At 69.9% G+C, this 24,449-nt stretch carries 21 protein-coding genes and 1 pseudogene; 13 read left to right on the forward strand and 9 right to left on the reverse strand.

The genetic code is table 11. The features are described from left to right. Positions 1 to 8: 8 nt before the first annotated feature. Both MJQ72_RS12875 and MJQ72_RS12880 read right to left on the reverse strand, forming a co-directional pair. Positions 9 to 2,288 (reverse strand): AAA family ATPase, encoded by a 2,280-nt coding sequence (locus MJQ72_RS12875; RefSeq protein WP_240599412.1) that lies wholly within the window; start codon positions 2,286 to 2,288, stop codon positions 9 to 11. A gap of 13 nt (positions 2,289 to 2,301) precedes the next feature. Next, the gene (locus MJQ72_RS12880) at positions 2,302 to 2,916 is read right to left on the reverse strand and encodes a nitroreductase family protein (protein WP_240599413.1); all 615 of its coding nucleotides are present in this window, start codon (positions 2,914 to 2,916) and stop codon (positions 2,302 to 2,304) included. Between the two features lie 83 nt (positions 2,917 to 2,999). On the opposite strand from MJQ72_RS12880, the gene MJQ72_RS12885 reads away from it, so the two are divergent. Further along, a complete protein-coding gene (locus MJQ72_RS12885; RefSeq protein ID WP_240599414.1) occupies positions 3,000 to 3,635 on the forward strand; it encodes a TetR/AcrR family transcriptional regulator C-terminal domain-containing protein in 636 nt (211 codons plus the stop codon). A 275-nt stretch (positions 3,636 to 3,910) separates the two neighbouring features. Here MJQ72_RS12885 and pssA read toward each other — a convergent pair whose 3' ends face one another. From pssA to MJQ72_RS12900, 3 genes are all read right to left on the reverse strand, one after another. Next, on the reverse strand, positions 3,911 to 4,882 hold the full coding sequence (gene pssA, locus MJQ72_RS12890) for a CDP-diacylglycerol--serine O-phosphatidyltransferase (RefSeq protein ID WP_240599415.1): 972 nt from the start codon (positions 4,880 to 4,882) through the stop codon (positions 3,911 to 3,913). A gap of 3 nt (positions 4,883 to 4,885) precedes the next feature. Beyond that, positions 4,886 to 5,614, reverse strand: a complete 729-nt coding sequence (locus MJQ72_RS12895; protein WP_240599416.1) for a phosphatidylserine decarboxylase — start codon at positions 5,612 to 5,614, stop codon at positions 4,886 to 4,888. A 477-nt stretch (positions 5,615 to 6,091) separates the two neighbouring features. Then, the gene (locus MJQ72_RS12900; RefSeq protein ID WP_039923570.1) at positions 6,092 to 6,373 is read right to left on the reverse strand and encodes a GlsB/YeaQ/YmgE family stress response membrane protein; all 282 of its coding nucleotides are present in this window, start codon (positions 6,371 to 6,373) and stop codon (positions 6,092 to 6,094) included. An 81-nt stretch (positions 6,374 to 6,454) separates the two neighbouring features. Here MJQ72_RS12900 and MJQ72_RS12905 point away from each other — a divergent pair, with 81 nt between their 5' ends. Continuing rightward, complete coding sequence (locus tag MJQ72_RS12905; protein ID WP_240599417.1) at positions 6,455 to 7,027, forward strand: helix-turn-helix transcriptional regulator; 573 nt, start codon at positions 6,455 to 6,457, stop codon at positions 7,025 to 7,027. Continuing rightward, positions 7,024 to 8,268, forward strand: coding sequence for an MFS transporter (locus MJQ72_RS12910; protein WP_240599418.1), 1,245 nt, complete (start codon positions 7,024 to 7,026; stop codon positions 8,266 to 8,268). The genes MJQ72_RS12905 and MJQ72_RS12910 overlap by 4 nt, the downstream gene beginning before the upstream one ends. A 15-nt stretch (positions 8,269 to 8,283) precedes the next feature. Here the strand turns inward: MJQ72_RS12910 and glp are convergent, their stop codons facing one another. After that, positions 8,284 to 9,486 carry a gephyrin-like molybdotransferase Glp gene (gene glp, locus MJQ72_RS12915; RefSeq protein WP_240599419.1) on the reverse strand — a complete coding sequence of 401 codons (1,203 nt, stop codon included), beginning with the start codon at positions 9,484 to 9,486 and terminating at the stop codon, positions 8,284 to 8,286. A 73-nt stretch (positions 9,487 to 9,559) separates the two neighbouring features. Between glp and MJQ72_RS12920 the strand changes: the two genes are divergently transcribed. The 5 genes and pseudogenes from MJQ72_RS12920 (at position 9,560) to groL (ending at position 14,647) form a co-directional block, all read left to right on the forward strand. Next, the gene (locus MJQ72_RS12920; protein WP_034308282.1) at positions 9,560 to 10,237 is read left to right on the forward strand and encodes a TIGR00266 family protein; all 678 of its coding nucleotides are present in this window, start codon (positions 9,560 to 9,562) and stop codon (positions 10,235 to 10,237) included. Between the two features lie 4 nt (positions 10,238 to 10,241). Continuing rightward, positions 10,242 to 10,865: an AIM24 family protein gene (locus MJQ72_RS12925; protein ID WP_016337605.1), complete on the forward strand. Its 624-nt coding sequence runs from the start codon at positions 10,242 to 10,244 to the stop codon at positions 10,863 to 10,865. 114 nt (positions 10,866 to 10,979) lie between these two features. Further along, positions 10,980 to 11,186, forward strand: a complete 207-nt coding sequence (locus MJQ72_RS12930) for a cold-shock protein (protein WP_005164266.1) — start codon at positions 10,980 to 10,982, stop codon at positions 11,184 to 11,186. A 56-nt stretch (positions 11,187 to 11,242) separates the two neighbouring features. Continuing rightward, positions 11,243 to 12,681 (forward strand): annotated as a pseudogene (locus MJQ72_RS12935) (serine/threonine-protein kinase). Positions 12,682 to 13,018: 337 nt separating this feature from the next. After that, the gene (gene groL / locus MJQ72_RS12940; RefSeq protein WP_037335595.1) at positions 13,019 to 14,647 is read left to right on the forward strand and encodes a chaperonin GroEL; all 1,629 of its coding nucleotides are present in this window, start codon (positions 13,019 to 13,021) and stop codon (positions 14,645 to 14,647) included. A 309-nt stretch (positions 14,648 to 14,956) separates the two neighbouring features. On the opposite strand, the gene MJQ72_RS12945 is transcribed toward groL, so the two are convergent. Both MJQ72_RS12945 and MJQ72_RS12950 read right to left on the reverse strand, forming a co-directional pair. Further along, entirely contained in the window at positions 14,957 to 16,651 is a 1,695-nt protein-coding gene (locus tag MJQ72_RS12945; protein WP_240599420.1) for a hypothetical protein, read from the reverse strand. Positions 16,652 to 16,858: 207 nt separating this feature from the next. After that, on the reverse strand, positions 16,859 to 17,083 hold the full coding sequence (locus MJQ72_RS12950) for a PspC domain-containing protein (RefSeq protein ID WP_007033414.1): 225 nt from the start codon (positions 17,081 to 17,083) through the stop codon (positions 16,859 to 16,861). A gap of 129 nt (positions 17,084 to 17,212) precedes the next feature. On the opposite strand from MJQ72_RS12950, the gene MJQ72_RS12955 reads away from it, so the two are divergent. From MJQ72_RS12955 to MJQ72_RS12970, 4 genes are all read left to right on the forward strand, one after another. Further along, positions 17,213 to 17,983 carry a DNA polymerase beta superfamily protein gene (locus tag MJQ72_RS12955; RefSeq protein ID WP_240599421.1) on the forward strand — a complete coding sequence of 257 codons (771 nt, stop codon included), beginning with the start codon at positions 17,213 to 17,215 and terminating at the stop codon, positions 17,981 to 17,983. After that, positions 17,983 to 18,777: a transporter substrate-binding domain-containing protein gene (locus tag MJQ72_RS12960; RefSeq protein WP_240599422.1), complete on the forward strand. Its 795-nt coding sequence runs from the start codon at positions 17,983 to 17,985 to the stop codon at positions 18,775 to 18,777. The genes MJQ72_RS12955 and MJQ72_RS12960 overlap by 1 nt, the downstream gene beginning before the upstream one ends. A gap of 79 nt (positions 18,778 to 18,856) precedes the next feature. After that, positions 18,857 to 19,510, forward strand: coding sequence for a septal ring lytic transglycosylase RlpA family protein (locus MJQ72_RS12965; RefSeq protein WP_240599423.1), 654 nt, complete (start codon positions 18,857 to 18,859; stop codon positions 19,508 to 19,510). A gap of 157 nt (positions 19,511 to 19,667) precedes the next feature. Then, positions 19,668 to 20,576, forward strand: coding sequence for a M23 family metallopeptidase (locus MJQ72_RS12970; RefSeq protein ID WP_240599424.1), 909 nt, complete (start codon positions 19,668 to 19,670; stop codon positions 20,574 to 20,576). Between the two features lie 48 nt (positions 20,577 to 20,624). Here the strand turns inward: MJQ72_RS12970 and MJQ72_RS12975 are convergent, their stop codons facing one another. Then, a complete protein-coding gene (locus MJQ72_RS12975; protein WP_240599425.1) occupies positions 20,625 to 21,569 on the reverse strand; it encodes an o-succinylbenzoate synthase in 945 nt (314 codons plus the stop codon). A gap of 57 nt (positions 21,570 to 21,626) precedes the next feature. On the opposite strand from MJQ72_RS12975, the gene MJQ72_RS12980 reads away from it, so the two are divergent. Beyond that, positions 21,627 to 24,449: a BTAD domain-containing putative transcriptional regulator gene (locus MJQ72_RS12980; protein ID WP_240599426.1), complete on the forward strand. Its 2,823-nt coding sequence runs from the start codon at positions 21,627 to 21,629 to the stop codon at positions 24,447 to 24,449.

Here is a 24,449-nt window from a genome sequence, read left to right on the forward strand (position 1 = left end):
CCGCGTTCTCAGACCTGGGTCCGCGCGTACGCCTCCAGCGCCGCGAGCTGGGCCGGGTCGAGCGACGGCCGCACGGCCTTGGCCGCCTTCGTAAGATGCTCCGCGGTGACCTCCTTGGCCTCCAGCGACTCCCGCATCGCGGTCAGCGCGGCCTCCCGGATCAGTGCCGCGCAGTCCGCCGCCGAGTAACCGTCCAAAGTGGCCGCATACGCCGCGAGGTCCACATCGGACGCGAGCGGGGTGTTCTTGGCGCTGGCGGCGAGGATCGCCTCGCGGGCGTGCGCGTCCGGCGGCGGGACGTAGACGCGGCGTTCGAGCCGTCCCGGCCGCAGCAGGGCCGGGTCGACCAGCTCCGGCCGGTTCGTCGCGCCGAGGACGACGACCTCGCGCATCGGCTCCACACCGTCCAATTCGGTCAGCAGTGCCGCGACGACGCGGTCCGACACGCCGGAATCCGACGACTGGCCGCGGCGCGGGGCGAGCGCGTCGATCTCGTCGAGGAAGATCAGCGACGGCGCGGCCTCGGCGGCACGGCGGAACAGTTCCCGCACCGCGCGTTCGGACTCGCCGACCCATTTGTCCATCAGTTCGGCGCCCTTGACCGCGAAGACGTTCAGCGCGCCGGTGCCGGCGAGCGCGCGGACCAGGAACGTCTTGCCGCCACCGGGCGGCCCGTACAGGAGCACGCCACGCGGCGGATCGACGCCGAGGCGCGCGAACGAGTCCGGGTAGCGCAGCGGCCAGAGCACCGCCTCGGTGAGCGACTGCTTGACGTCGGTCATGTTGCCGACGTCGTCCAGGGTCAGCCCACCGGTGGCCAGATTGTCCGAAGTGGACATCGAGATGGGGCGGACGGTGGTGAGCGCGTCGAGCAGGTCCTGCTGGGAGATCCGCGGCTCTTCGACGTCACGCTGCCGCAGCGCGGCGCGGAGGGCGGCGTCGCGGCGGAGCGCGATGAGGTCCGCGGCCACGAAGCCGGGGGTGCGCTCGGCGATCGGGCCGACGTCGACGCCGGACTCCAGCGGGGCTTCGCGCAGGAGCACACGCAGCAGCTCCGTGCGGGTCTTCGAGTCCGGGAGCGGCAGGCCGAGTTCGCGGTCGAGCAGGTCGGCGGCGCGCAGCCTCGGATCGGTGGACTCGGCCCGGCCGGTGGTGGCGACCACGGCGAACCCCTTGTTGCGCAAGGCTTTGCGCAGGTCGTCGAGGACGACCGTCGCGAGCGGCGGCGGCTGGGACGCGGGCAGCAACGCGTCGATGTCGGTGATCAGCAGGACGGCGGGGTCTTCGTCGCGGGTGGCCTGCTCGATCGCTTCCCGCAGCCGCGCGGCGGCGACGTTCGGTTCGAGGACGGCGATGTTCGGCGCCGCGAGCGACACCACCCGCACCTTCTCGGCCTGTGCCACGGCGCGGACGAGCGTCGCCTTCCCGACGCCTTCCGGCCCGGACAGCAGGACCCCGAGGTGCGCCGACGTGCCGAGCTTCGCCAGCAGCTCCGGGCGATGGAAGGCCAGGTCGAACCATTCGGCGAGCTTGCGCGCGGCCGTTTCGGAGCCGGCGAGATCCGACAGGGGAGGCACGGTTTCCTCGGCCGCCTCTTCGATCCGCTCGTCTTCGACGATCTCGGCGTCGATGAAGTCTTCGTGCGGGGTGGAGGGCGTGCTGCGCACCAGCGTCGTCCCGGCGCGGGCCGGGGCCGCGGCGGGCGCGGCCTCGCCGGTGCGGGCGCCGTCACGCCAGCTGACCACAGTGGACGGTCCGACGGCGACCGGGCCCGACGGCTCGGTGGCGGTGACGGTGAGAAGCTCGTTGGTCCACGTCATCCCGATGGCGCGGGACAACTGACCGCGGACCGCGGAGACGTCGGAACCCGGCGCGGGCGCGAGATCTTGGGGGAGCAGGGAAACCGCGTCGCCGACGGTCAGCACCTTGCCGATCAGGGCGAGCCGCAGGGTGTGCGGGGAGAGCGACACGCTCGCGATACGCGAGCCCGCCACGGTGACCGTTTTCGCGGCCGACACCTCCGCCGGCGCGACGACCACCTCCGAGCCTTCGGTCACGCCGAGGTTCGACATCGTGACGTCGTCGAGGAGGATGACGCCCGGGATCCCCTCGGCGTCCGACGGGGCGGCCAGCGCCGAGCTGACCCTGGCGCCGGTGACGCGGACGGCGTCCCAGGCCATCAGGCCGAGCGCGTCGAGGACTTCGGGGTGCAGCCGGACGACGCCGCGGCGGGAATCCAAGGCGGACGGGGTGTGCCGGACGGTCAGCGTGATCTGGGGTGCGCTCACCCCGCCACCCTATCTACGCGGACCGTGTCCAGCGGTCGAAGGACAGGATCTCCCCGGCGGGTCGCCGGGCGGCCGGGGAGAAGTCGCGCTGGGTCGTGTACCCGACGGCGAGCAGGCTGATCTGCGCGACGTCTTCCGGGATTCCGAGCAGCTTCGCGACCTCGGCCTCGCGCGCGGGCAGGTGGTAGGCGCAGATCGAACTGCCGAGCCCCTTCGACCGCAGCGCGAGCTGGAAACTCCAGATCGCCGGGTACACCGAGCCGTAGTACCCGTTCTGGACGACGGGATCCTCCGGCGGACGGCCGACCATGCACGGGATCGCGAGGGCCGGGACGCGGCCGAGGTTGTCGACGAGGTGCCGGGCCGACCGCATGACGGCCTCGCTCGCCAGGTGCCCGTACTTCGCCATGGTCGGAATGGCCTCCGCCCGGACGATCTTCGCGATCTCCGCGCGCAGCTCCGGGTCCCGGACGATCACCCAGCGCTGGGCGTCGAGCAGCATCCCCGCGGCGGGTGCCTGCTGCGCGATGCGGACGCAGTCTTCGAGAAGTCCTTCCTCGACCGGCCGCTCCAGGTCGAGTTTGCGGCGGACCGAGCGGGTGGTGGTGAGCAGCGTTTCGGTGTCCATGACCTATCCCTCCAGGTGGCTTACGGCGTAAGCATACGATGTAAGTACTTACGGCGTAAGGGGGTGCCGGTAAACTGGAAGGCATGGCGCTGAGCAGGGAGAAGGTGCTCGACGCCGCGTTGCGGCTGGCGGGCGAACACGGACTGGCCGGATTGTCGATGCGGAAGCTGGCCGCCGACGTCGGCGTGGAGGCGATGTCGCTCTACAACCACGTCGCGAACAAGGGCGACCTGCTCGACGGGCTGACCGCGCGGGTCTTCGAGAGTGTGCCGCTGCCCGGGCCCGGACCTTGGGACGAGCGGCTGCGGGCGCTGACCCATGGGCTGTACACGGCCTTTTCGCGGCATCCGGTGGTGGTGCGCGCGCTGGCGACCGACGCGGCGAATCCGCGTTCGGCGGGCGCGCTGAAGTTCATCGACGCGATGTTCTCGGCGCTGCTGGACGCCGGGTTCGACGAACGCGGCGCCGCGCGGGGCTACCGGTCGCTGATCGGGCTGGTGTTCGGCGCGGTACTGACCGAGACGGTGGGGCTTTCCGGTGTCCCGGACCCGTCGGAGCGGGCCGAGCCGGTGGTGGCGTGGTTCCAGCGGTCGGTGACCGCGGACGGGCTGCCCTCGCTGCACCGGGCGCTGCCGTCACTGCTGGAGGGCGACTGCCTGCGGGACTTCGAGTTCCAGCTGGACCTGGTGATCGGCGGGCTGCGCGCTTCGGCCGGGTGACCTTCGCTTGGCTCGCGCTGGGCTGGCGCGGGTGTCGCGAAAGCCACTTTCGCGACATCTGATGTCCCGAAAGTGGCTTTCGCGACACCCGCCACGGGCAGCGACCCCCAAGTTGCCCAGGGACGGGCGGGGGCGGTCACCCGAGGTTTTCGGCTGTCCTTAAAGGACGTCAGGCGGGGTCCTTCACGGACCTCGCGGCGGCAACCCCTCAAACCGGAAGGCATTCGGGCCCAGGGGCGATCAAGGCCGAAGCATGGCCTCGCGGTCGGGGCGAATCAGCGTTTCCGCAGGCCGATCCGCCGCCATGAGCGGCGCCGCGGGCCCCGGCCGTTGTCGCGGTCCTTGTCGGTGCTGATGGTGCGCGGAGCGCGCGCGACATGCTGTTCGCCGCGCTGCAGCCGCACGCGCTGAGCGGCGCCCGCCACCACGCGCCGCAGCGGCGGCCGCAGGCCCAGACGGCGACGGCTCGAACGCCGCCGGATCGCGCGCCGTTCCCGCGGCGGCGCCATCCACGCCTCCGGATGGTTCGCCAGCCAGCGGTGCCGGTACACCGAGTACGGGATGTGCGCCAGGTACAGGATCAGCGCGATCGCCAGCGCCACCAGCGGGAACTGGATGATCGCGGCGGCCAGCAGGCCCACCCCGACCAGCAGCGGCGCGATCGCCTTCGGCGGCGCCTTCACGGTCTTCAGCGAGAGTGTCGGGATCCGGCTGATCAGCAGCGCGGCGACGGCGATCGTCCACACCCACACCACGTACTGGTGCGACCACCAGCCCTGCCCGAACTGCAGCTCCAGGATCAGCGGCAGCATCGCCAGCAGGCCACCGGCGGGCGCGGGCACGCCGACGAAGAACTCGCCCGCGTACGGCGGCTGCTCGGTATCCTCGATCAGCGTGTTGAACCGCGCCAGCCGCAGGATCATGCAGACCGCGAAGATCAGCGACGCCACCCAGCCGATCCGCTCGCCCTCCGCGTGCCAGACGTACAGCACCAGCGCGGGCGCGACACCGAACGAGATGCCGTCGGACAGCGAGTCGAGCTCCTGGCCCATCTTCGACGTCGCGTCCAGCAGCCGCGCGATCCGGCCGTCGAGACTGTCGAGCACCGCGGCGATCCCGATCGACGCGATCGCCATCGGATAGTTGCCGATCAGCGCGAACTGCACCGACGACAGGCCGGCGCACAGGGCGAGCACCGTGATGGCGTTCGGCAGCAGCCGCACGCCGGGAGTGGTCACGCGGACCATGGATCAGCCTTCCGGGTGCGGCGCCGTGGGCAGCTCGGCGATCGGCGTCTCGCCGCCGATCGTGCGCTGGCCCTTCGAGACGAGAACCTTGCTGCCCGGCGGCAGGTACAGGTCGACTCGCGAGCCGAAGCGGATGATGCCGTACGTCGCGCCGACGCCGACCTTGTCACCCTCGCGGATCTCACAGAGGATGCGCCGGGCCACCAGGCCTGCGATCTGCACCACGACGAGCTCGTGACCGTCGTCGGTGCGCATGAGCACGGAGTTGCGCTCGTTGTCCTCGCTCGCCTTGTCCAGGTCCGCGGACAGGAACTTCCCGGGCCGGTACGCGACCCGCTCGATCACCCCCGACGCCGGGACCCGCTGGACGTGCACGTCGAACACCGACAGGAACACGCTCACCCGCATCCGCGGTTCGGCGGGCAGCCCCAGCTCGGGCGGCGGCACGGCCTCTTCGATCAGCGACACCAGACCGTCCGCCGACGCGACCGCGAGGCCGGGCTGAGCGGGCGGGACACGCTTGGGCTCACGGAAGAACGCGGCCGTGGCGGCCGTCGCGAGCGCGCCGACGACGCCGAGGCGCTTGGAGAACCTCCGCAGCACCAGCGTCGCGGCGAGACCGCCGAACACGAACGGCCTGCCGGCCGGGTGCATCGGCGGAACGGTCTCGCGGGCCAGCTTCACGGCGTGCGCGAGGGGGTTACCAGTGGCTTCCGGCCGGTTGCCGCTCATTGGTCGGGTTCACCGCAGTTCGTGTCGGGGGGTCGGGACAGGAAGAGCCACCACGCTACCGCCCTGTCCGGAGACGGGCCGTGGCCTCCCCCGGAAGGGTTTCCCCGCGCCGGGTGGGAGGGGCCACATCCCGGTAACGGAAGGTCGAAATACGCGATAACTCTAGGTAATTGACGCCGATAGCAGACCTTGAGGACTCTCGAATGCCCGCCAGCCCGGACCCCGCAGGCGAGCGACTCGCCGAGCTGTTCCGCGCCTGGAAGAGGGACATTTCGGCGGCGCCGATGCCTCCGCTCGTCGATCCCGTCCGCGCCGTCTCGGTCATCGCCGAAGCACGCGCGTCCGGGCGCATATGCCCCCCGACGGCACATGCGACCGGACGCGGCCACTGGAACCGATCGAACAGCCCACTTTAGTTCGTCGCGCGCCGGTGATCACCGGTCGCGAGAAAACCGTTACCAACGGTTACTCCGTTGATCACCGCCGATACGAGTCGCTCCGCCCGGAGCCGCGCACCAGCCGCAGCAGGGCGAGCAGCACGATCGAGCCGAGGATGGCGACGCCGAAGCTGGGGAAGTCGAACTCGAAGGTCCGTTCGGTGCCGGTGGCGAGGCGGTAGATGAAACCACCGAGGGCCGCGCCGAGTACGCCGATCAGGATGCTGAACAGGCAGCCGCCCCGCCGGTCCGGGCCGCCCACCACGACATTGGCCAGCCATCCCGCGATGGCGCCGAACACGATCCACGAGAAGAAACCCATGCCATCGAGGTTACCGACCCGGATGGAGTAGCACACAAGGGGACTTGTACAAGAACTCTTGTGCAACTACTGTTGTGCTTTATGTCCGACAGTGCTGATCGTGAAGTGCGTGAAGTCCACGATTCGAAGGTGCTCGCCGCGATGTCGCATCCGCTGCGGCGCCGTCTGCTCGACGTCCTCCGCCTCGACGGCCCGTGCACGGCATCCGTGCTCGCCGAGCGGACCGGGCAGGCGGTCGGGAACGTCAGTCACCACCTGAAGGTGCTGGCCGCCAGCGATCTGGTCGAGGAAGCGCCGGAACTCGCCCGCGACCGCCGTGAGCGCTGGTGGCGCCGCGTGGGCTACGCGGTTTCCTGGTCGCCTTCGGACTTCCCCGACGACCCGGTCGCGGCCGCCGCCGAATCCCTCGCCCTCGAACGTCAGGTTTCCATGGCGCGCCAATGGTTCGCCGAACGCGACACCTATCCGGAGGAATGGCATCGCGCCGCTTTCGCCACCGACAGCTGGGCGAAGATGTCGGTCGCCGAACTGGCCGAGCTCGAAGAGAAGGTCCACGAGCTGATCAAGTCCTACAGCGGCCGTGAACTCCCGGACGACGGCCAGGAACGCCGTCCCGTCTTCATCTCCACCCGTGCCGTCCCGGCCCGCCCGTGACCACCCGCGAACGCGGCGGTCTGCTGCGCTCCAGGGACTTCCGGCTGCTGTGGACCGGCGAGACGACCAGCGTGCTCGGCAGTTCCATCGCCGTCGTCGCGCTGCCGCTGGTCGCGGTGGTCACCCTGCAGGCGAGCACGTTCGCGGTCGGGCTGCTGACCGCGGCCGCCTGGCTGCCGTGGCTGCTGATCGGCCTGCCCGCCGGCGCCTGGGTCGACCGGCGGCCGAAACGCCCGGTCATGCTGGTGTGCAACGGCATTTCCATGCTGGTGTTCCTGAGCGTCCCGGTCGCGGCATGGTCCGGTCTGCTCACGATGACCCAGCTGATCGTCGTCGCCTTGGCGGGTGGCGTGGCGAAGGTGTTCTTCAACGTCGCGTATCGCGCGTACTTGCCTTCGCTGGTCGAGAAGGACCAGCTGCAGGAAGCCAACGAGAAGCTGCAGGGCAGTGAATCCGCCGCGCAGATCGGCGGACCGGGGCTCGCGGGTCTGCTCGCGCACTGGTTCGGTGCCGTCTCCGGAGTGCTCGCCGACGCCGTCAGTTTCGGGATTTCCGTGCTGTGCCTGCGATCCATCCGGCACCGCGAACCCGAACGCCCGGCGAAGACGCGTTCACGGCTGCGGGACGAGATCCGCGACGGCCTCGTTTTCGTCGTCCACGACCCGTATCTGCGTGTCCTGGCGGTCTTCGGCGCGATCTCGAACGTCGCGCTCATGGGATACCAGTCGATCGAGGTCGTGTTCCTCGTCCGCGATCTCGGCGTCGGAGAAGGCGCCGCCGGGCTGGTGCTCGCGCTTGTCGGCGCGGGAGGCGTTTTCGGCGCCGCGCTGTCCGGCAAACTCGCCGCGCGCATCGGCACCGCACGCGCCTTCGTGCTCTGCGAGGCCTTCGGCGCGCTGATGATGCTGCTCGGCCCGCTGGCGAACGGCGGCTGGGGGCTCGCGTTCTTCGTCGCCGCCGGGTTCTCGGTCAGCGCGGGCGTCGTCGGCTCGAACGTCCTCAACGCCACCTTCAAACAGCGCTACGTCCCGGCGGCGATGTTCGGCCGGGTCACCGCGAGCATGTCCGTGCTCAGCTTCGGCGCGATCGCGCTCGGCGGCCTGCTCGGCGGGATCCTCGGCGAAACGGCAGGCGTGCGGCAGACGCTGGGCCTGATGGCCGGGCTGGAGGTCGTCGCCGTCTTCGCCCTGCTGTTCACGCCCGTCGGCCGGTGCCGCGACTTCCCGTCGGATCGCGTTTAGCCCGCGAAACGCAGGTCAGAGCAGGAGGACGTCCACCTCGTCGCCCTGCTCGGCCGAGTCCACCTCCTCCGGCAGCACGATCAGGCAGTTCGCCTGCGTGAACGACGCCAGCAGATGCGATCCCGGCCCGCCGCGCGGACCGACGATCCCGGTGACCTCGCCCTCGGAATGCGTGTAGAAGCCCCGCCGGAACTGGCGCCGTCCGGCGGGGGAGGTCATCGCCTCGGTCAGCCGGGCCCGCACCTTCTGCCGGTCGACCCCGGTGTGCCCCATCGCCGCGAGCAACGCCGGGCGCAGGAACGCTTCGAAGGACACGAGCACGCTCACCGGATTGCCCGGCAGCGTCACCACCGGCACGCCGTTCCAGCGTCCGCAGCCCTGCGGGCCGCCCGGCTGCATCGCGACCTTCCGGAACTCCACGCCCTGCCCGGTCAGCGCGTCCTTCACCACTTCGTACGCCCCCGCGCTCACCCCGCCCGAGGTCACCAGCAGATCGACGTCCGCCAGCCGTGGCTCGATCACCGAGCGGAACTCGTCCACGTCGTCGACCACACTGCGCACCACCTCGGCCTCGCAGCCGAGCGCGCGGATCGCGGACGCCAGCATGATGCTGTTCGACTCGTAGATCTGCCCGTGCCGCAACGGTTCCGGCGCGTCGACGAGTTCGGTCCCGGTGGACACCACGAGCACCTTCAACGGCCGGTACACGGGAACCTCGGCGAGCCCGACGGCCGCCGCGAGACCCAGCTGCGCCGGGCCCAGCACCGTCCCCGCGGAAAGCGCCACGGTGCCCTCGACGACGTCTTCGCCCTGACGGCGGATATGCGCACCTGGGACGGCTGTCCTGAGAATCCGGACGTCTGTCATACCGCCGTCCGTGTGCTCCACCATCACCACCGCGTCGGCGCCGGGCGGCAACGGGGCGCCGGTCATGATCCGGTGCGCGGTGCCCGGCTCCAGCTTCGTGATGTCGACCCGGCCCGCGGGGATGTCTTCGGCGACCGGCAGCGTCACCGGCGCCGTGCCGGCCGTCGCTATGTCCTCGGCGCGGACGGCGTATCCGTCCATCGCCGAGTTGTCGAACGGCGGCAGCGAGACCCCCGCGCGCACGTCCTCGGCAAGGACGAGCCCCGCGGCGGAGGCGAGCGGAAGGCGGATGACGGGGGCGTTTCCGAGCAGGCCGGTGACGGTCTGCCGGTGGGCGTCGACGGAGATCACCGGACCATCCTCCTCGGTCGGGGGTCGCATGCAAGACTCTGCGCGTCACAACCACCACCGGGGAGAAGAAGACATGCAGGTTCAGATCCGTCACCAGCCCTCGTTCGCGGTGGCGAGGCTCATGCTCGCCCCGGGTGAGCCGGCGCAGGTCGAGTCGGGCGCGATGATGGCGACGAGCTACGGCGTGCAGGTCCAGTCCCAGGCGCAGGGCGGGATCATGAAGGGGCTCGGCCGTGCCTTCCTGTCCGGCGAGTCGTTCTTCATCTCCACCTACACCGCCCCGCAGAACGGCGGCTGGGTCGACGTCGCCGCGAACCTGCCGGGCGACATGCAGATCATCAACCTCGACGGCCGCACCGGCTGGTGCGTCACCCGCGGTTCGTGGCTCGCGTCGTCGCACGGCGTGCAGACCGAGACCAAATGGGGCGGGCTCAAGAACCTCGTCGGCGGCGAGGGCGGCTTCCTGACCCACGCGACGGGACAGGGCCCGCTGGTCGTGGCCTGCTACGGCGCGCTGGAGACGGTGACCCTGCAACAGGGCGAGGTGATCACCATCGACACCGGGCACGTCGTCGCGTTCGCCGACACCCTGCAGTACCAGATCCGCAAGGTCGCCACCGGCGTCATCCAGTCGATGAAGAGCGGTGAAGGCCTCGTCTTCGACTTCGCCGGGCCTGGCCAGTTGCTCACCCAGACCCGCAACCCGTCGGCACTGTCCGCCTGGGTGATCGCCCAGGTCCCCTCCCGCTGACCGCATGCGGGTCCAGACGAGGCACACCCCGAACTTCGGGGTCGCACGAGTGCTGTTGTCCCCCGGCGAGGCCGTCCAGGCCGCCGGGGACACCATGCTGGCCAGCAGTTTCGGCATCACCGAAACCGTGCCGTCCCGCGGTGGTTCGCGGGCGGGCAAGGCCGCCCCGTCGGTGTTCAACGCGCCGGAGGGCGGCGGTTGGATCGACTTCGCGCCGCTGGCCGCGGGCGACGTCTACCCGCTGGAGTTCACCGGCGGCGGTGGCTGGTGCGTGAGCCGGGACGCGATCCTCGCGCGGCCGGCCACCGTCCGGCACGATCCGGGCTGGGCACCGCTGCAGAAGCTCTTCGGCGCCGATTCCGGTTTCCTGGAGCACTACAGCGGAAGCGGCCCGCTCGTACTGGCCGCGCAGGGCCCGGTCGACGCCTTCGAACTCACCGCGGGCGAACTCGTCACCGTGCGGCCGGACTTCCTGCTGGCCTACCCGGACACCGTGCAGTGCCGTCTCCGCGCGGTGGACCAGTCCGGCCCGCAGTCGGTCCGCACCGGCGAAGGGCTCGCGCTGGACTTCGCGGGACCAGGACGCGTCCTTGTGCAAGCGCGCAATAGGCGGCTTTCCCGCGGATGACCTTCGGACGAATTGAGCATTGCCGACGCCGGTAATTCGGGTAGCGTGAACTGCACTCGAAACCGCCGGCCGGGGCAGAGAAGGCCGACGGATCCTGTGCTGAGGGAGTGCGCCGTGGCAGTCGGCACCGTCAAGTGGTTCAACTCGGAAAAGGGCTACGGATTCATCGAATCCACCGAAGGGCCCGACGTCTTCGTCCACTACTCGGCCATTCAGGCCGACGGATTCCGGACGCTCGACGAGGGTGATCGCGTGGAATTCGAAGTCCAGTCCGGCCGCGACGGGCGGAGTCAGGCCGCGGACGTACGCAAGGTCTCGTAAGGGGACTTCGGGCGACCCCCGGCGGCGCCCGGAACTGGCGCGTTAGGCTTCGCGGCGTGACAGGCGATGAGTCGGGGGACCTGACGGGTCGCCGGCTGGGCAACTACCGCATCGACGGCGTGCTCGGCAAGGGCGGCATGAGCGTGACCTACAAGGCCACGGACGTGCGGCTCGGGCGCAAGGTGGCACTGAAGGTCATCGGTGATCACCTCGGGGCCGACGCCGAATTCCGCGAACGCTTCGTCGACGAGGCGCGGAACACGTCCGCGATCGACCATGCCAACGTCGTGCCCTTGTACGACTTCGGCGAGCTCGAAGGCATGCTCTACATCGCCATGCGGATGGTCGACGGCGGCGACCTCGCCGGGCTGATCTCCGGCGGCCCGATCGCGCCCGCCCGCGCGCTGAACATGCTCGACCAGGTCGCCGACGCGCTCGACACCCTGCACAACCGGGGACTCGTGCACCTCGACGTCAAACCGGCGAACGTCCTGGTCACCAGCAAGGAGACCTCGCGCGAGCACGTCTACGTCGCCGACTTCGGCCTGACCCGCCGCGGCGCCACCGGGCACCGGACCCGCGGTGGCGACTTCCTCGGCTCGCCGACGTACGCGGCGCCCGAGCACCTGCGCGGCGAGCCGCTCGACGGCCGCACCGACCAGTACGCGCTCACCTGCGTCCTCTACGCCTGCCTGACCGGCAGCCCGCCCTTCAAGGGTGACGTGCAGACGGTCATCAAGGGGCATCTGAACGGCGAGCCCCCGGCCATCTCGCGGATCGTCGGCCTGCCCGCCGGCATCGACGAGGTCGTCCGGAAGGGAATGGCGAAGAATCCCGCCGATCGCTACCCCAACTGTGTTGAGATGATCGCGGCCGCCAGGCGCGCGCTCGGCCCGCTCGCGACTTCGAACGAGCCTCCCGGCGCGCCCGGGCAGGCGGCGGCCGCGACCGTCCAGCAGCAGGCGCCACGGCAGAACACGCCGCCACAGGGAGAGGGGGGCCCCGTGCACCCGTACGGAGGACAGCAGCAGCCCGGCTACGGCCAGCAGGGACCCGGACCGCAGGGTCCCCGCCGCAGGGCCCGCCGCCCGGTTACGGCCCGCCGCCGCAGCAGGGTGGCTTCCAGCAAGGCGGGTTCCAGCAGGGGCCGCCCCCGGGTTACGGCCCGCCGCCGCAGCAGCAGGGCTTCCAGCAGGGTGGGTTCCAGCAGGGTCCGCCACCGGGCTACGGGCCGCCGCCGCAGCAGCAGGGCGGTTTCCAGCAGCAGCCCAAGAAGGGCGGCGGCGCGAAGTGGATCTGGATCATCGTCGGTGCCCTCGTGGTCGCCGGCGCGATCGTCGCCGCCATCTTCATCTTCGGTGATTCGAGCGGCGGAAACGGCCCGCAGACCACCGCGCCGAACATCCCGGTCGGCCCCGGCGGCTCCCAGTCGCAGGCTCCCGGCTCGTCGCTGAAGCCCCCGCCGTCGTCGATCCCCATCAAGCCGAGCAACTGACGAGCTGAGCCGAAGGGCGCTTTCACCGCATGAGACGTGGCGAAAGCGTCCTTCGCCGCGTCTTATGCGGGCATGGTCCCCTTCGGCCACGCCACCGCGCTGACCTGCGGTTCTTGCACTCTCCCCTGGGGAGTGCTAAACACGACATTGGCACTCGACGCCGTCGAGTGCCAGGCAGAGCGGTCACCGACCGCTCGCCTGAAGGTCGGGACGGTGAGGCCGCACCCTTGATCGGGTGGGTCGTCCGTCGCGGGCACCGAGCCTGGCCGAGGAAGAGTCCTGCCGCCGCGCTGTAGTAGGCGTGCGGCGGCGCCCAATACCGGAGGACCACACCGCAATGGCCAAACTGATCGCGTTCGACGAGGACGCCCGCCGCGGTCTTGAGCGCGGCTTGAACACCCTCGCCGAAGCCGTCAAGGTGACCCTCGGCCCGCGGGGCCGGAACGTCGTGCTCGAAAAGAAGTGGGGCGCGCCGACGATCACCAACGACGGTGTCTCCATCGCCAAGGAGATCGAGCTCGAGGACCCGTGGGAGAAGATCGGGGCCGAGCTCGTCAAGGAAGTTGCCAAGAAGACCGACGACGTCGCGGGTGACGGCACCACCACCGCCACCGTGCTCGCCCAGGCTCTCGTCCGCGAGGGTCTGCGCAACGTCGCCGCCGGGGCCGACCCCATCAGCCTGAAGCGCGGCATCGAGGCGGCCGTCGAGGCCATCACCGAGCAGCTGCACAAGGCCGCCGTCCAGATCGAGACCAAGGAGCAGATCGCCGCCACCGCGTCGATCTCCGCCGCGGACCGCACCATCGGCGAGCTCATCGCCGAGGCGCTGGACAAGGTCGGCAAGGAAGGCGTCGTCACCGTCGAGGAGAGCAACACCTTCGGCCTCGAGCTCGAGCTCACCGAGGGTATGCGCTTCGACAAGGGCTACATCTCCGGTTACTTCGTGACCGACCCGGAGCGTCAGGAAGCCGAGCTCGAGGACCCGTACGTCCTGCTCTTCGGCTCCAAGATCTCCACCGTCAAGGACGTCCTGCCGCTGCTGGAGAAGGTCATCCAGTCCGGCAAGCCGCTGCTGATCATCGCCGAGGACGTCGAGGGCGAGGCCCTGGCCACCCTCATCGTCAACAAGATGCGTGGCACCTTCAAGTCCGTCGCCGTCAAGGCCCCGGGCTTCGGTGACCGCCGCAAGGCGATCCTGCAGGACATCGCGATCCTGACCGGTGGCCAGGTCATCTCCGAGGACGTCGGCCTCAAGCTGGAGAACGCGGACCTTTCCCTGCTGGGCAAGGCGCGCAAGGCCGTCATCACCAAGGACGAGACCACCATCGTCGAGGGTGCGGGCGACGCCGACCAGATCCAGGGTCGCGTCAACCAGATCCGCGCCGAGATCGACAACTCGGACTCGGACTACGACCGCGAGAAGCTCCAGGAGCGTCTGGCGAAGCTGGCCGGCGGCGTGGCCGTCATCAAGGCCGGTGCCGCCACCGAGGTCGAGCTGAAGGAGCGCAAGCACCGCATCGAGGACGCGGTGCGCAACGCCAAGGCCGCCGTCGAAGAGGGCATCGTCGCCGGTGGTGGCGTCGCTCTCATCCAGGCCGCCGAGGCCGCCTTCGCCGGTCTGAAGCTCGAGGGCGACGAGGCCACTGGTGCCAACATCGTCAAGGTCGCCGTCGAGGCGCCGCTCAAGCAGATCGCGATCAACGCCGGCCTCGAGGGCGGCGTCGTGGCGGAGAAGGTCAAGTCCCTCCCGCAGGGCCACGGCCTCAACGCCGCCACGGGCGAGTACGAAGACCTTCTGGCGGCCGGCGTGCCGGACCCGACGAAGGTCACCCGCTCCGCGCTGCAGAACGCCGCTTCCATCGCGGCGCTGTTCCTGACCACCGAAGCCGTCGTGGCGGACAAGCCGGAGAAGGCCTCGGCCGCTCCCGCCGACCCGTCCGGTGGCATGGGCGGCATGGACTTCTGAGTTCGAGCCTGTAGCACCACCGGAAAGCCCGGACGCGCCTCGCGCGTCCGGGCTTTTCCTTTGCCGTTGGCGGCGGTGGCGTTTCCGGTCGAGGTGGTCGTGCTCGGCAGCGGTGCTTCGGGCGCGTTTGTGACGTGGCACCGAACTCGCGTGATCGAAGCCGTAACTCGCGTGATCAGCGGCGTAACACCCGAGTGCCGCGTCCAATCACGCGAGTTACGCGCCTGATCACGCGAGTTACGCCTTCGATCACGCCGCGCCTGTGTTCCCAGTCCCTCAAGGAGGCCTTCACGGACTTCGGACCAGTCGCTACGACTGCCCGTCCACCGCGTACTTGCCGCCTTGCTTCCGACGGTCCGTCTCGTACGGATTCGTGGAGTTCGGCTCCGCGGGCTTCCTCGGTTCGAGGCCCGTCCGGTCGGTGCCGCCCGCCTCCTTGCCCGGGTTTTCCCTTTCGACCGTCTCGGGGTTGGGGTCGATCTTCACCCGGTCCTTGTTGGCGCTTTCCCAGGCGTCGAACAGCTTCCGGAGGTCGTCCGAGAGTTCGCCGTCGACTCTCGCGTAGGCCTCGGCCGCCTTCCTGAGCTGCTCACCGGCGACGAGGAACCGAGCACAGCTCGTCCTCATGAACTGCTCGACGGCGTCACGGATCTCCAAAGTCGTGTCGTCGCCCGTGCACGTCTGCTCGTCTCGGCCCGCGAGGTGCCGGTCGGCGCCGTCGGCCTCGGCCAAGATCCGCAGTTGTGCCGAATAGGCTTCGGCGGCTTCGAAGCAGGTCTGCGCCACACGCAGCAAGAAGTGGACCTCGACCCTGATCCCCTTGTACTTCGCGCGGTCGGTCTGGTTCGGCAGCGTGTTCGCGGTGAGGTCGTAGAGCTCCAGCTCGTAGCTGTGCACCCCCGCGATCGCCTTCTGCAGGGCCAGCACGTTCGTGCCGAAGTCGGCTTCGAGACCGGACAAGGCGTTGTGCTCGTCTTGGATCGAGGTGGTGAGCTTCTGCAGGATGTCCTGGAGGGACATGGCGTCCTGTTCGACGGTGAGTCCCTTGATGATCCCGCCGGCGAAAACGGCCAGATCGAGGACGGCGCCGACCGGGCCGAGGACCTTCCCGCCCGCCTCGTCGACGGTCTTCACGACCTTGCTGAGTTTCGCTCCCGCGGACAGCAGATTGGTCGCGATCCCGTGGAGCGTTTTCGCCCCGTCGACCTTCTCCAGGATCGCGTCCGCGGTGAAGACCTTGAGGGTGACCTTTTCGTCCAGCTTCTTGGTGGCCCAGTTGAGCCGTTTGACGATGTTGAGCCGGGTCGCCTGGATCGTCGCGGCGCGGGCGGAGTAGAGCGTGGACAGGCTGGCGAGGATGAGCGACTGGTGCGCCATGGTCGGCGCGATCGACGCGAAGAACCCTTCACGGAAGGCCTTGGCGGCGAGTCCGGTCCACTCGATGAACCATTCCTCGTTCGCGCTGGTCGTACCGGCCAGCCATTCGACGTTCCGGACGACCGTGCCCTGGCCGAGAAGTTCGGCCACCCGCCCGTTCTTGTCCTGGAAGCCGAGGTTGCCGGCGACGTTCAGGAACGTGTTGTGGGCGGCCTCCAGCTTCGCGAGGTCGGGCCCTTCCAGCTGCGGGACGAACTTGGCGACCTCCTGCCGCCGGTTCCAGGCCAGCCGCTCGATCTGCGCCAGGTTCCGTTCGACATGGCACTCGACGTACTTCTGGGTCTGCGGGTTCCAGCCGTCGCAGTGGACGTCCTTGTAGTGGCCGTGCCTGCCGTCCATGACCCAGGTGAGGTATCCGCAGAAGTCGTCGGCGCCCGAGAGGTGGCCGTAGGATTCGGCGGGCCACTGCCAGGCCCAGGGCTCCGTGGAGCACGGGACGGCGGTCGAAAGCCCCGTCATGGCGTCGACGGCGTCTTCCATCCAGCGCTTGGTGAGCGCCTCGCAGAAGTCGTCCAGCGCGCCTTCGAGCATTCGCTTGTACTCGCTGAGGCTCAGATACCCGGCCATGGAGGCCCCCGCTTCCCACTCCCTGTGACAAAGTCAGGGGAAGTGTAACGGGGTGGCCGTGATCCCGCGTCCGAAAAGCGGAAAAGGGCCCGGACATCCCCATGTCCGGGCCCTTCTTCATCCCCCTGGTCCCCAGGCGGATCGCGTTTAGCGGGCTGAACGCGATCCGGCGGACGCCACGCCCCCTGCGCGCGGCGTCCGCCCCGATCAGGATTCGCCCGGCTGTTCCGGAGTCAGCAGCCACGCGGCGGCGTAGAGCGGGATCGCGAAACCGGCGGTGAAGAAGACGCCGGCCACGAGGGCGATGCGCAGGATCGCGGCGTCGACGCCGAGGTAGGCGGCCCAGCCGCCGGCGACGCCCGCGAGCATCTTGTCGGTGCGGCTGCGGTAGAGCTTCTTGGTGGCCTGGGGGGTGTACACGCTGTTCGTCATGGCTCCATGTTCGCGCCGGAACGACCCCCGGCACATCGGGGACCGGCCCCGACCCGACCCTGGAATCCGACCCTGAGGGGCCGGAAAACCGGATGCCCGGCGCCCCCGCCCGCGGGTATGACTTGTCCGGTGAAACACGACAGCCCCGCGTTCGCCGCCATCGCCGAGCAGGGCACGATCCTGCGCTGCCAGGTCGGGTCCGGGCTGCACGGCACCGCCGTGTCCGGCCAGGACGACCGGGACGAGCTCGGCATCTGCGTCGAGCCGCCGGACCACGTCATCGGCCTGAAGCGGTTCGAGCAGTACATCTTCCGCACGCAGCCCGAGGGCGTCCGATCCGGCCCCGGCGACCTCGATCTGACCGTCTATTCGCTGCGCAAGTGGCTGCGGCTCGCGCTCAGCGGGAACCCGACCGTCCTGCTGCCGTTGTTCGTACCCGAGTCCGAGATCGTGGTGATCGACGAGCTCGGCGCCGAACTGCGCGAGCACGCGCACCGGATCGTCTCGCGCCGGGCCGGGCTGCGGTTCCTCGGCTACTCCCGTGCCCAGCGCGAACGGATGCTCGGGCTGCGGGGCAAGGCGGGAAGGCCGGAGCTGATCGAGAAATACGGCTTCGACACGAAGTTCGCCATGCACATGGTGCGGCTCGGCGTGCAGGGCGTGGAGCTGCTGGAGACCGGCCGGATCACGTTGCCGGTCCCCGAGCCGTGGCTCGGCTGGCTCCGGGATCTGAGGCAGGGCAAGAAAACCCGCGAGGAAGCGCTGGAAGCGGCCGAGTCGTTGGAGCACCGTCTCGACGAGCTGGTGCGCGGGGCGTCGCCGCTGCCGGAGGAGCCGGACGCCGATTGGGCCGACGCTTGGCTGGTGCGGGCTTACCTCAAGGCGTGGAAGATGCCTTGATGACCATCAAGGCGAAAGCGCTCACGTTCGGGGTCGCGGTGCTGACCGTGCTGGGAATCGGCACGGCCAGCGCCGCGCCTGAAGGCCATGGCGCGCGAAGCAGGCTCGACGTCGTCCAGGCCCGCGGGGAGATCCGCGTGTGTTCGACGGGGGATTATCGCCCGTTCACCTATCGGGACGCCGACGGCGCGTGGAGCGGGATCGACATCGACCTCGCGGGCGACCTCGCCCGGCGGCTCGGCGTCCGGCTCCAGCTGGTCCAGACCACTTGGAAGGCGATCGCCGACGACGTCGGGCGGAAATGCGATCTGGCGATGGGCGGGGTGTCGGTGACCTTGGACCGCGCGAAGAAGGGCTTCTACACCGTTCCCTATCTTCGCGACGGCAAGACACCGATCACCTTGTGCGAGAACGAAAAGCGGTTCCAGACCCTGGAGCAGATCGACCAGCCGGGCGTGCGGGCGATCGTGAATCCGGGCGGTACCAACGAACAGTTCGCCGACGCCAACCTGAAGCGGGCGACCATCGTGCGCCATCCGGACAACAACACGATCTTCGCCGAGATCCTCGCGGGCCGGGCCGACCTGATGATCACCGACGCCACCGAGACCCGCTGGCAGGCGAAGCAGCATCCGCGGTTGTGCGCGGTGCATCCCGGCGAGCCGTTCACCTTCTCGGAAAAGGCGTACCTCCTGCCGCGCGACGTCGTGTTCAAGGAGTGGGCCGACCAGTGGCTGCATCTCGCCCTGAACGACGGCACGTACGCGCGTATCGCGAAACCCTGGCTCGGCTGAAATCGGTTTGAACCACTTTCGTTATCCGGCCGTATCCCTGGATGTGGGTGAGGAGGAACCAGACCGGAGGAAGACACCGATGATGAACAGCGCCGGGAAACACCGCAAACGCGCGACGATCGGCATCGCGTCCGTGCTCGGGGTGGCCGCCATCGCCGCGGCGATGTTCGCGATCAGCACTCCGGACGGACAGGCCGCGGAAAGCTGCCAGGGGCTCGACGCCGCCCTCCGCAACAACCTGAACTTCATCGCGGGTCAGCAGGCGGATCCGGACGCCCTTTCCGGTGCGCGGATCGCGAACAGGCAGGCCGTCGTCGACCTCATCCAGCAGCGCCGCGAAGCCGCCGGGTGCACCGAAGAAGTGCGGGCCGACGGCGGGAAACAGGCCGCGGACGACGCCATGGCGGTCGAGGACGAGGCGGCTCCGAAGGAAGCGGCTCCGCAAGACGAAGCAGCCCCGCAGGAGGAAGCGGCCGCGGGGGAGGGCGAGGTCGTCTGCCCGGGCTCCACGGTGACGCTGTCCGGCGAGGGCGGCGCTCCCGCGGCGTCCAGCAGCGAGTTCCCGGCGGGCACCAAGCTGAAGGTGACGAACCTGGACAACGACAAGTCCACGACCGTCGAGGTCACCGGCGTTTCGGGCAGTTGCGCGCTGCTGAACAACGCGGCCTTCGAACAGGTCCGCGAACCGGGCAAGTTCCTGATCCGCCGCGCCACCATCGAGCGGGTCGGCTGAAACACCCGCACCGGGGCGGGGAAGACGCGGACGGTCCCGGTGCGGAGGCGGCACGAGTCCTCCTGGTCCCCTCGGCCAGGAGGGCTCGTGGTCGTTTGTATCTCGCTTGTACGCCCTTTCGGGACGCTTCTCGCGAAACGCCGAGAAAGGACATCCGATGAGATTCAGACGAGTGCTCACGGCGGCCGCGACCGCCTTGCTGGGCATGGCCGGGCTGGCGATCACCGCGACGTCGGCCGAAGCCGCCGTCGGGCCGCGTCCCAACTTCCAGCTCCCGTTCCCCTGCAACCAGGTGTGGAACGGCGACAACGACAACAGCAGCGCGCACCGGGCCTACGAGATCGACTTCAACCGGGGCGGCTCCGCGGACGCGGACCTCGGCGACACCGTGGTCGCGGCGGCGGCGGGCAAGGTCGTCATCTCGGCGCACCAGGGTTCGGCGAACGGGTTCGGCAACCTGGTGAAGATCGACCACGGTGGGGGATGGTCGACCTACTACGCGCATCTGAAGGTCCGTTCGGTCGCGCTCAACGCGCAGGTCGCGCAGGGGCAGAAGATCGGCGAGGTCGGCAACACCTCCAAGCCGGGCAACAACATCAGCCCGCACCTGCACTACGAAGTCCGCACCAACGACTCGTCGTGGCCGAGCAACATCAAGCCCGCGTACTTCAACGGCGTGAAGTTCGGCTACCCCAACGCCAACGTGACCTCCAAGAACACCTGCAGCGGCACCGGGAACCCGAACCCGTACGACGCCGTCGAGGTGTGCGGCGACGGCTACAAGGTGATCGACTCGCAGGCCGTCGGCAGCGCCGCGACCGCGTACCTGCTGTACAACGCCACGAACAAGAACAACTGCGTCACCACCATCAAGTCCACCTCGGTCGGCACCGGCAGCGCGGTCTCGGCCTTCCTCGAAGTGCAGGGTTCGGCCAGGAAGACCGACTCCGGCAGCTTCGAGTACTACGCGGGTCCGGTGAGCGCGGCCGCCGGCGCGAAATGCGTCCGGTGGGGCGGCTCGGCGGGGTCCGCCAGCTACGAATCGCCTTTCGAGCACTGCAGCTGAACACCATGAAAGGTCCCTTCCTCGCGAAATTCACGAGGAAGGGACCTTTCATGACATCCGGAGGTGGGCGCGGACGCGGGTGAGACGGGCTTCCCAGGCCTCCCGGACGTCCGGAGCGGCGGCGTGGGCGGAGAACAGATCGGGAGCGGGAGGTTGCCGCGGCACCGGCAGTCGTCCGTCCACAGGGGACAGTGACTCGCCACAGACGTCCCCCGTGAGCAACGACATCGTGCCCAGCCCGCACGCGAAGTCCAAAGTGGGCAGTGCACCCGCGAGCGCCAGCCCGGCGGCGAGCCCGACGCTCGTCTCGACGGCGGACGAGACCACGCACGGCAGGCCGCACGCTTCGGCGACCTCCAGTGCGCGCCGCACCCCTCCCAGCGGCGCGACCTTCAGCACGGCGACGTCGGCGGCCCCCGCGACGGCCACCTTGAGCGGATCTTCGGCCCGGCGGATCGATTCGTCCGCGGCGATCCGCACCCCGACCCGGCGCCGGACGGCGGCCAGTTCGTCGATCGACGGGCAGGGCTGCTCGACGTATTCGAGCCCGCCGGCCGCGCGGTCCAGTTCGCCGATGGCCTTGACCGCGGTGTCCACGTCCCAGGCCATGTTCGCGTCGACGCGGACCGCGCCACGCGGGCCCAGCGCGGCCCGCACCGCCTCCACCCGGGCGCAGTCTTCGGCGAGGCTCACCCGAGGGTCGGCGACCTTCACCTTCGCCGTGCGGCAGCCCGAAGCGGAAACGAGCTCGAACGCCTTCTCCGGGGACACGACCGGCACGGTCGCGTTCACCTCGACGCTGTCCCGCACCGGCGGCGGCCAGCCGCGTTCGCTCGCCTCCAGCGCGGACGCGAGCCACGGTGCGCTCTCGGCGTCGGTGTAGTCGGAGAACGGGCAGAATTCGCCCCAGCCCGCTTCGCCGCGCATCAGCAGCCCTTCGCGGACCGTGATGCCGCGGAACCGCGTGCGCAGGGGGATAGCGTAGACGTCCATCGGCACCGATCATGCCACCGCGGGAATCGCGTGCCGTTTCCGTCGGTTCCGGACAGAATGAGCGACGTGGCACTCGACTTTCGCGTGCTGGGGCCCACCGAGGTCACGGCGGACGGGCTGCCGGTGCCCTTGGGCGGCAGCAGGCCGCTCATCGTGCTGGCAGGCCTGTTGCTGCGCGCGAACACGGTGGTGCCGGTCGGGGAACTGGGCCGCTGGCTGTGGCCGGACGACCGGCGGCGGTCCAAGGGGGCGCTGCAGACCTACGTCCTGCGGGTGCGCCGCGCGCTCGGCGACGAGGTGACCATCCGCACCGAACGGGGCGGCTACCTGCTCGAACTCGACGAAAGCCGGCTCGACCTCGCCCGCTTCCGCGCACACGCCGCGGCCGGGGCGGAGGCCGCGCGGGACGGCGACCTGCGCGGAGCCGCGGGCCGGTTCGCCGCGGCGTTGTCCGAATGGCGAGGCCCGGCGCTGCAGAACGTCCACTCCGAAGCGCTGCTTCGGGACGAAGCCGATCAGCTGGGCGAAGAGCGGTTGCGAGTGTGCGAGCAGTGGGCCGACGCGCTCATCGCGCTCGGCGAGCACCACGTCGTCGTTCCCGAGCTGACCAGGCTGTGCCGCGACAACCCGCTGCGGGAGCGGCTGCACGAACAGCTGATGATCGCGCTCTACCGCTCCGGCAGGCAGGCCGAGGCGCTGAACGTCTACCGCCGGATCGGCGCGGTGCTGGCCGAGGAGCTCGGCCTGGACCCCGGCGCGTCGCTGCAGCGGGCGCACCAGGCGATCTTGACCGGCGAAGAGTCCGTCGAGACCACATTGGACTCCGAACTGACCCGGTACCGGCTCGGCGCCGAGCCGCTGATCCCTCGCCAGCTTCCCGCCGATCTGCGGGTGTTCTCCGGCCGCCAACGCGACCTCAAGGCACTGCACGGGCTCGTCCCGGAGGCGCTGGACACCGAGCGGTCGACGTCCATCGCCTCGATCGAAGGCATGGGCGGGATCGGCAAGACAACGCTCGCAGTTCACTTCGCGCACGAGGTCGGAGACCGCTTCCCCGGTGGGCAGGTGTATCTCAACCTGCGTGGTTACGGCCCCGGCGAGCCGGTCGAAGCCGCGGCCGCGCTCGAAACCATGCTCGTCTCCGTCGGCGTCCCCGCCGACCGGATCCCCGCCGACGTCGACGGGCGCGCGGCCACCTGGCGCACGTACAGCGCGGGCCGCCGGATGCTGATCCTGCTCGACAACGCGGGGAGCACCGAGCAGATCCGGCCGCTGCTGCCCGGGCCCGGCTGCCTGGTGCTGGTGACCAGCCGATGGCAGCTCCACGCGCTCGTCGCGACCCACGGCGCGCGGCGTGTCGCGCTGGAGGAACTGCCGGACGAGGACGCGATCGCCCTCCTCGCGTCGACGATCGGGCTGGACCGGGTCGCCGAGGACCCCGAGGCCACCGAACGGTTCATCCGGTACTGCGGCGGGCTGCCGCTGGCCATCCGGATCCTCGCGGTGCGGGCGGCGCAGTTCCCGGATCTCGCGCTGGGAGAGTTCGTCCGGCTGCTGGAAGCCGAACAGGACAGGCTGGGCTCGTTCGACCTCGCCGACGGCGACGAGACGAACATCCGGGCCGTCTTCTCGTACTCGTACCGCGCGCTCGACCAGCGGGCCGCTCGGATGCTGCGGCTGCTCGGCCTGCCGACCGGCGGCGACTTCAGCGTGCCCGCGGCCGCGGCGGTCGCCGGCGTCGACATCGCCGAAGCACACGAGGATCTGGCGAAACTCGCTTCCGCGCATCTGATCGCCCGGTCCAAACCGGGCCGGTACCAGTTCCACGACCTGATCCGCGCGTACGCGGCCGAGCTCTCGGCGAAGCTCGACGGGCCCGAGGAGCGGACGGCCGTGCTGGACAGGCTGCTCCACGCGTCGCTCGCCTCCGCGCTGAACGCGTCGAGGCTCTTGCGCTCGGAACGGCACTACCGGCTCGTCGAGCCCGAGCGGTTCGACGGCGCGGGGCTGAAGTTCGGGCACTACGAACAGGCTCTCGACTGGTTCGACGAGGAGGCCGGGAACCTCATCGCCGCGGTGAACATCGCGTACCGGGAGCGGCGGTACCGGGAGTGCTGGCAGCTGGCGTGGCTGCTGCAGTCGTACTTCATCGTGCGGGCCCGGCTGGAGGACTGGCGTTCGGTGTTCGGCGTCGCGCTCCGCGCGGCCCGCGACCTCAGGGACCGGTCGGGCGAGGCCGCCATCCTCAGCGGACTGGGCGTGGCCTGCGGCGTCGCCCGCCAATACGAGGACAGCATCGCCTACCTGAAACAGGTCGTCGAGCTGCAGCGCCAGGTCGGGGACCGGCAGGGTGAGGCGCGGGCCCTCTACAACCTCACGCTGGCCAGCCAGGACCCCGACACGGGATGGGACTACGGGACGCGCGCGTTGCGGCTCATCCGGGAGAGCGGCGTCGGCGCCGGCATGGAGGCCAGCGCGCTGCAGGCCCTCGGCGACATCTGCGCCCAGGCCGGCCGCTTCGAGCAGGCACTCGACTTCGCCGACCAGGCCCTGGCACTGGAGGCGCACGCGCTCCCCGACGAAGCCCGCTTCACCCTGCACACCAAGGGAACCGCCCTGGTCGGGCTCGGCCGCGGCGACGAGGGCATCGCCTGCATGCGGCGCGCCGTCGAGATGTTCTTCGCGCACGGCGAGCTGTACGAGGCGGCCGACGTGCTGGCCCAGCTCGGCGGAATCCATCTGCGGCTCGGTGATCCCTCGTCGGCGCGTGAGTGCTGGCTGCGTTCGGTGCGGGTGCTGACCGAGCTCGCGCATCCCGACGCCGAGGACGTCCGCACCAAGCTGGCCTCGCTCGTGGGCGAAACGGTCAAGGCTGAGTGA

The sequence above is a fragment of the Amycolatopsis sp. EV170708-02-1 genome (assembly GCF_022479115.1).
Classification (GTDB): Bacteria; Actinomycetota; Actinomycetes; order Mycobacteriales; family Pseudonocardiaceae; genus Amycolatopsis.

Coding starts and splice junctions, on each gene's coding strand:
- MJQ72_RS12880 (WP_240599413.1), bottom strand. CDS start 2,916: ATGGACACCGAAACGCTGCTCACCACCACCCGCTCGGTCCGCCGCAAA.
- MJQ72_RS12885 (WP_240599414.1), top strand. CDS start 3,000: ATGGCGCTGAGCAGGGAGAAGGTGCTCGACGCCGCGTTGCGGCTGGCG.
- pssA (WP_240599415.1), bottom strand. CDS start 4,882: ATGGTCCGCGTGACCACTCCCGGCGTGCGGCTGCTGCCGAACGCCATC.
- MJQ72_RS12895 (WP_240599416.1), bottom strand. CDS start 5,614: ATGAGCGGCAACCGGCCGGAAGCCACTGGTAACCCCCTCGCGCACGCC.
- MJQ72_RS12900 (WP_039923570.1), bottom strand. CDS start 6,373: ATGGGTTTCTTCTCGTGGATCGTGTTCGGCGCCATCGCGGGATGGCTG.
- MJQ72_RS12905 (WP_240599417.1), top strand. CDS start 6,455: ATGTCCGACAGTGCTGATCGTGAAGTGCGTGAAGTCCACGATTCGAAG.
- MJQ72_RS12920 (WP_034308282.1), top strand. CDS start 9,560: ATGCAGGTTCAGATCCGTCACCAGCCCTCGTTCGCGGTGGCGAGGCTC.
- MJQ72_RS12925 (WP_016337605.1), top strand. CDS start 10,242: ATGCGGGTCCAGACGAGGCACACCCCGAACTTCGGGGTCGCACGAGTG.
- groL (WP_037335595.1), top strand. CDS start 13,019: ATGGCCAAACTGATCGCGTTCGACGAGGACGCCCGCCGCGGTCTTGAG.
- MJQ72_RS12945 (WP_240599420.1), bottom strand. CDS start 16,651: ATGGCCGGGTATCTGAGCCTCAGCGAGTACAAGCGAATGCTCGAAGGC.
- MJQ72_RS12950 (WP_007033414.1), bottom strand. CDS start 17,083: ATGACGAACAGCGTGTACACCCCCCAGGCCACCAAGAAGCTCTACCGC.
- MJQ72_RS12960 (WP_240599422.1), top strand. CDS start 17,983: ATGACCATCAAGGCGAAAGCGCTCACGTTCGGGGTCGCGGTGCTGACC.
- MJQ72_RS12965 (WP_240599423.1), top strand. CDS start 18,857: ATGATGAACAGCGCCGGGAAACACCGCAAACGCGCGACGATCGGCATC.
- MJQ72_RS12970 (WP_240599424.1), top strand. CDS start 19,668: ATGAGATTCAGACGAGTGCTCACGGCGGCCGCGACCGCCTTGCTGGGC.
- MJQ72_RS12975 (WP_240599425.1), bottom strand. CDS start 21,569: ATGGACGTCTACGCTATCCCCCTGCGCACGCGGTTCCGCGGCATCACG.
- MJQ72_RS12980 (WP_240599426.1), top strand. CDS start 21,627: ATGAGCGACGTGGCACTCGACTTTCGCGTGCTGGGGCCCACCGAGGTC.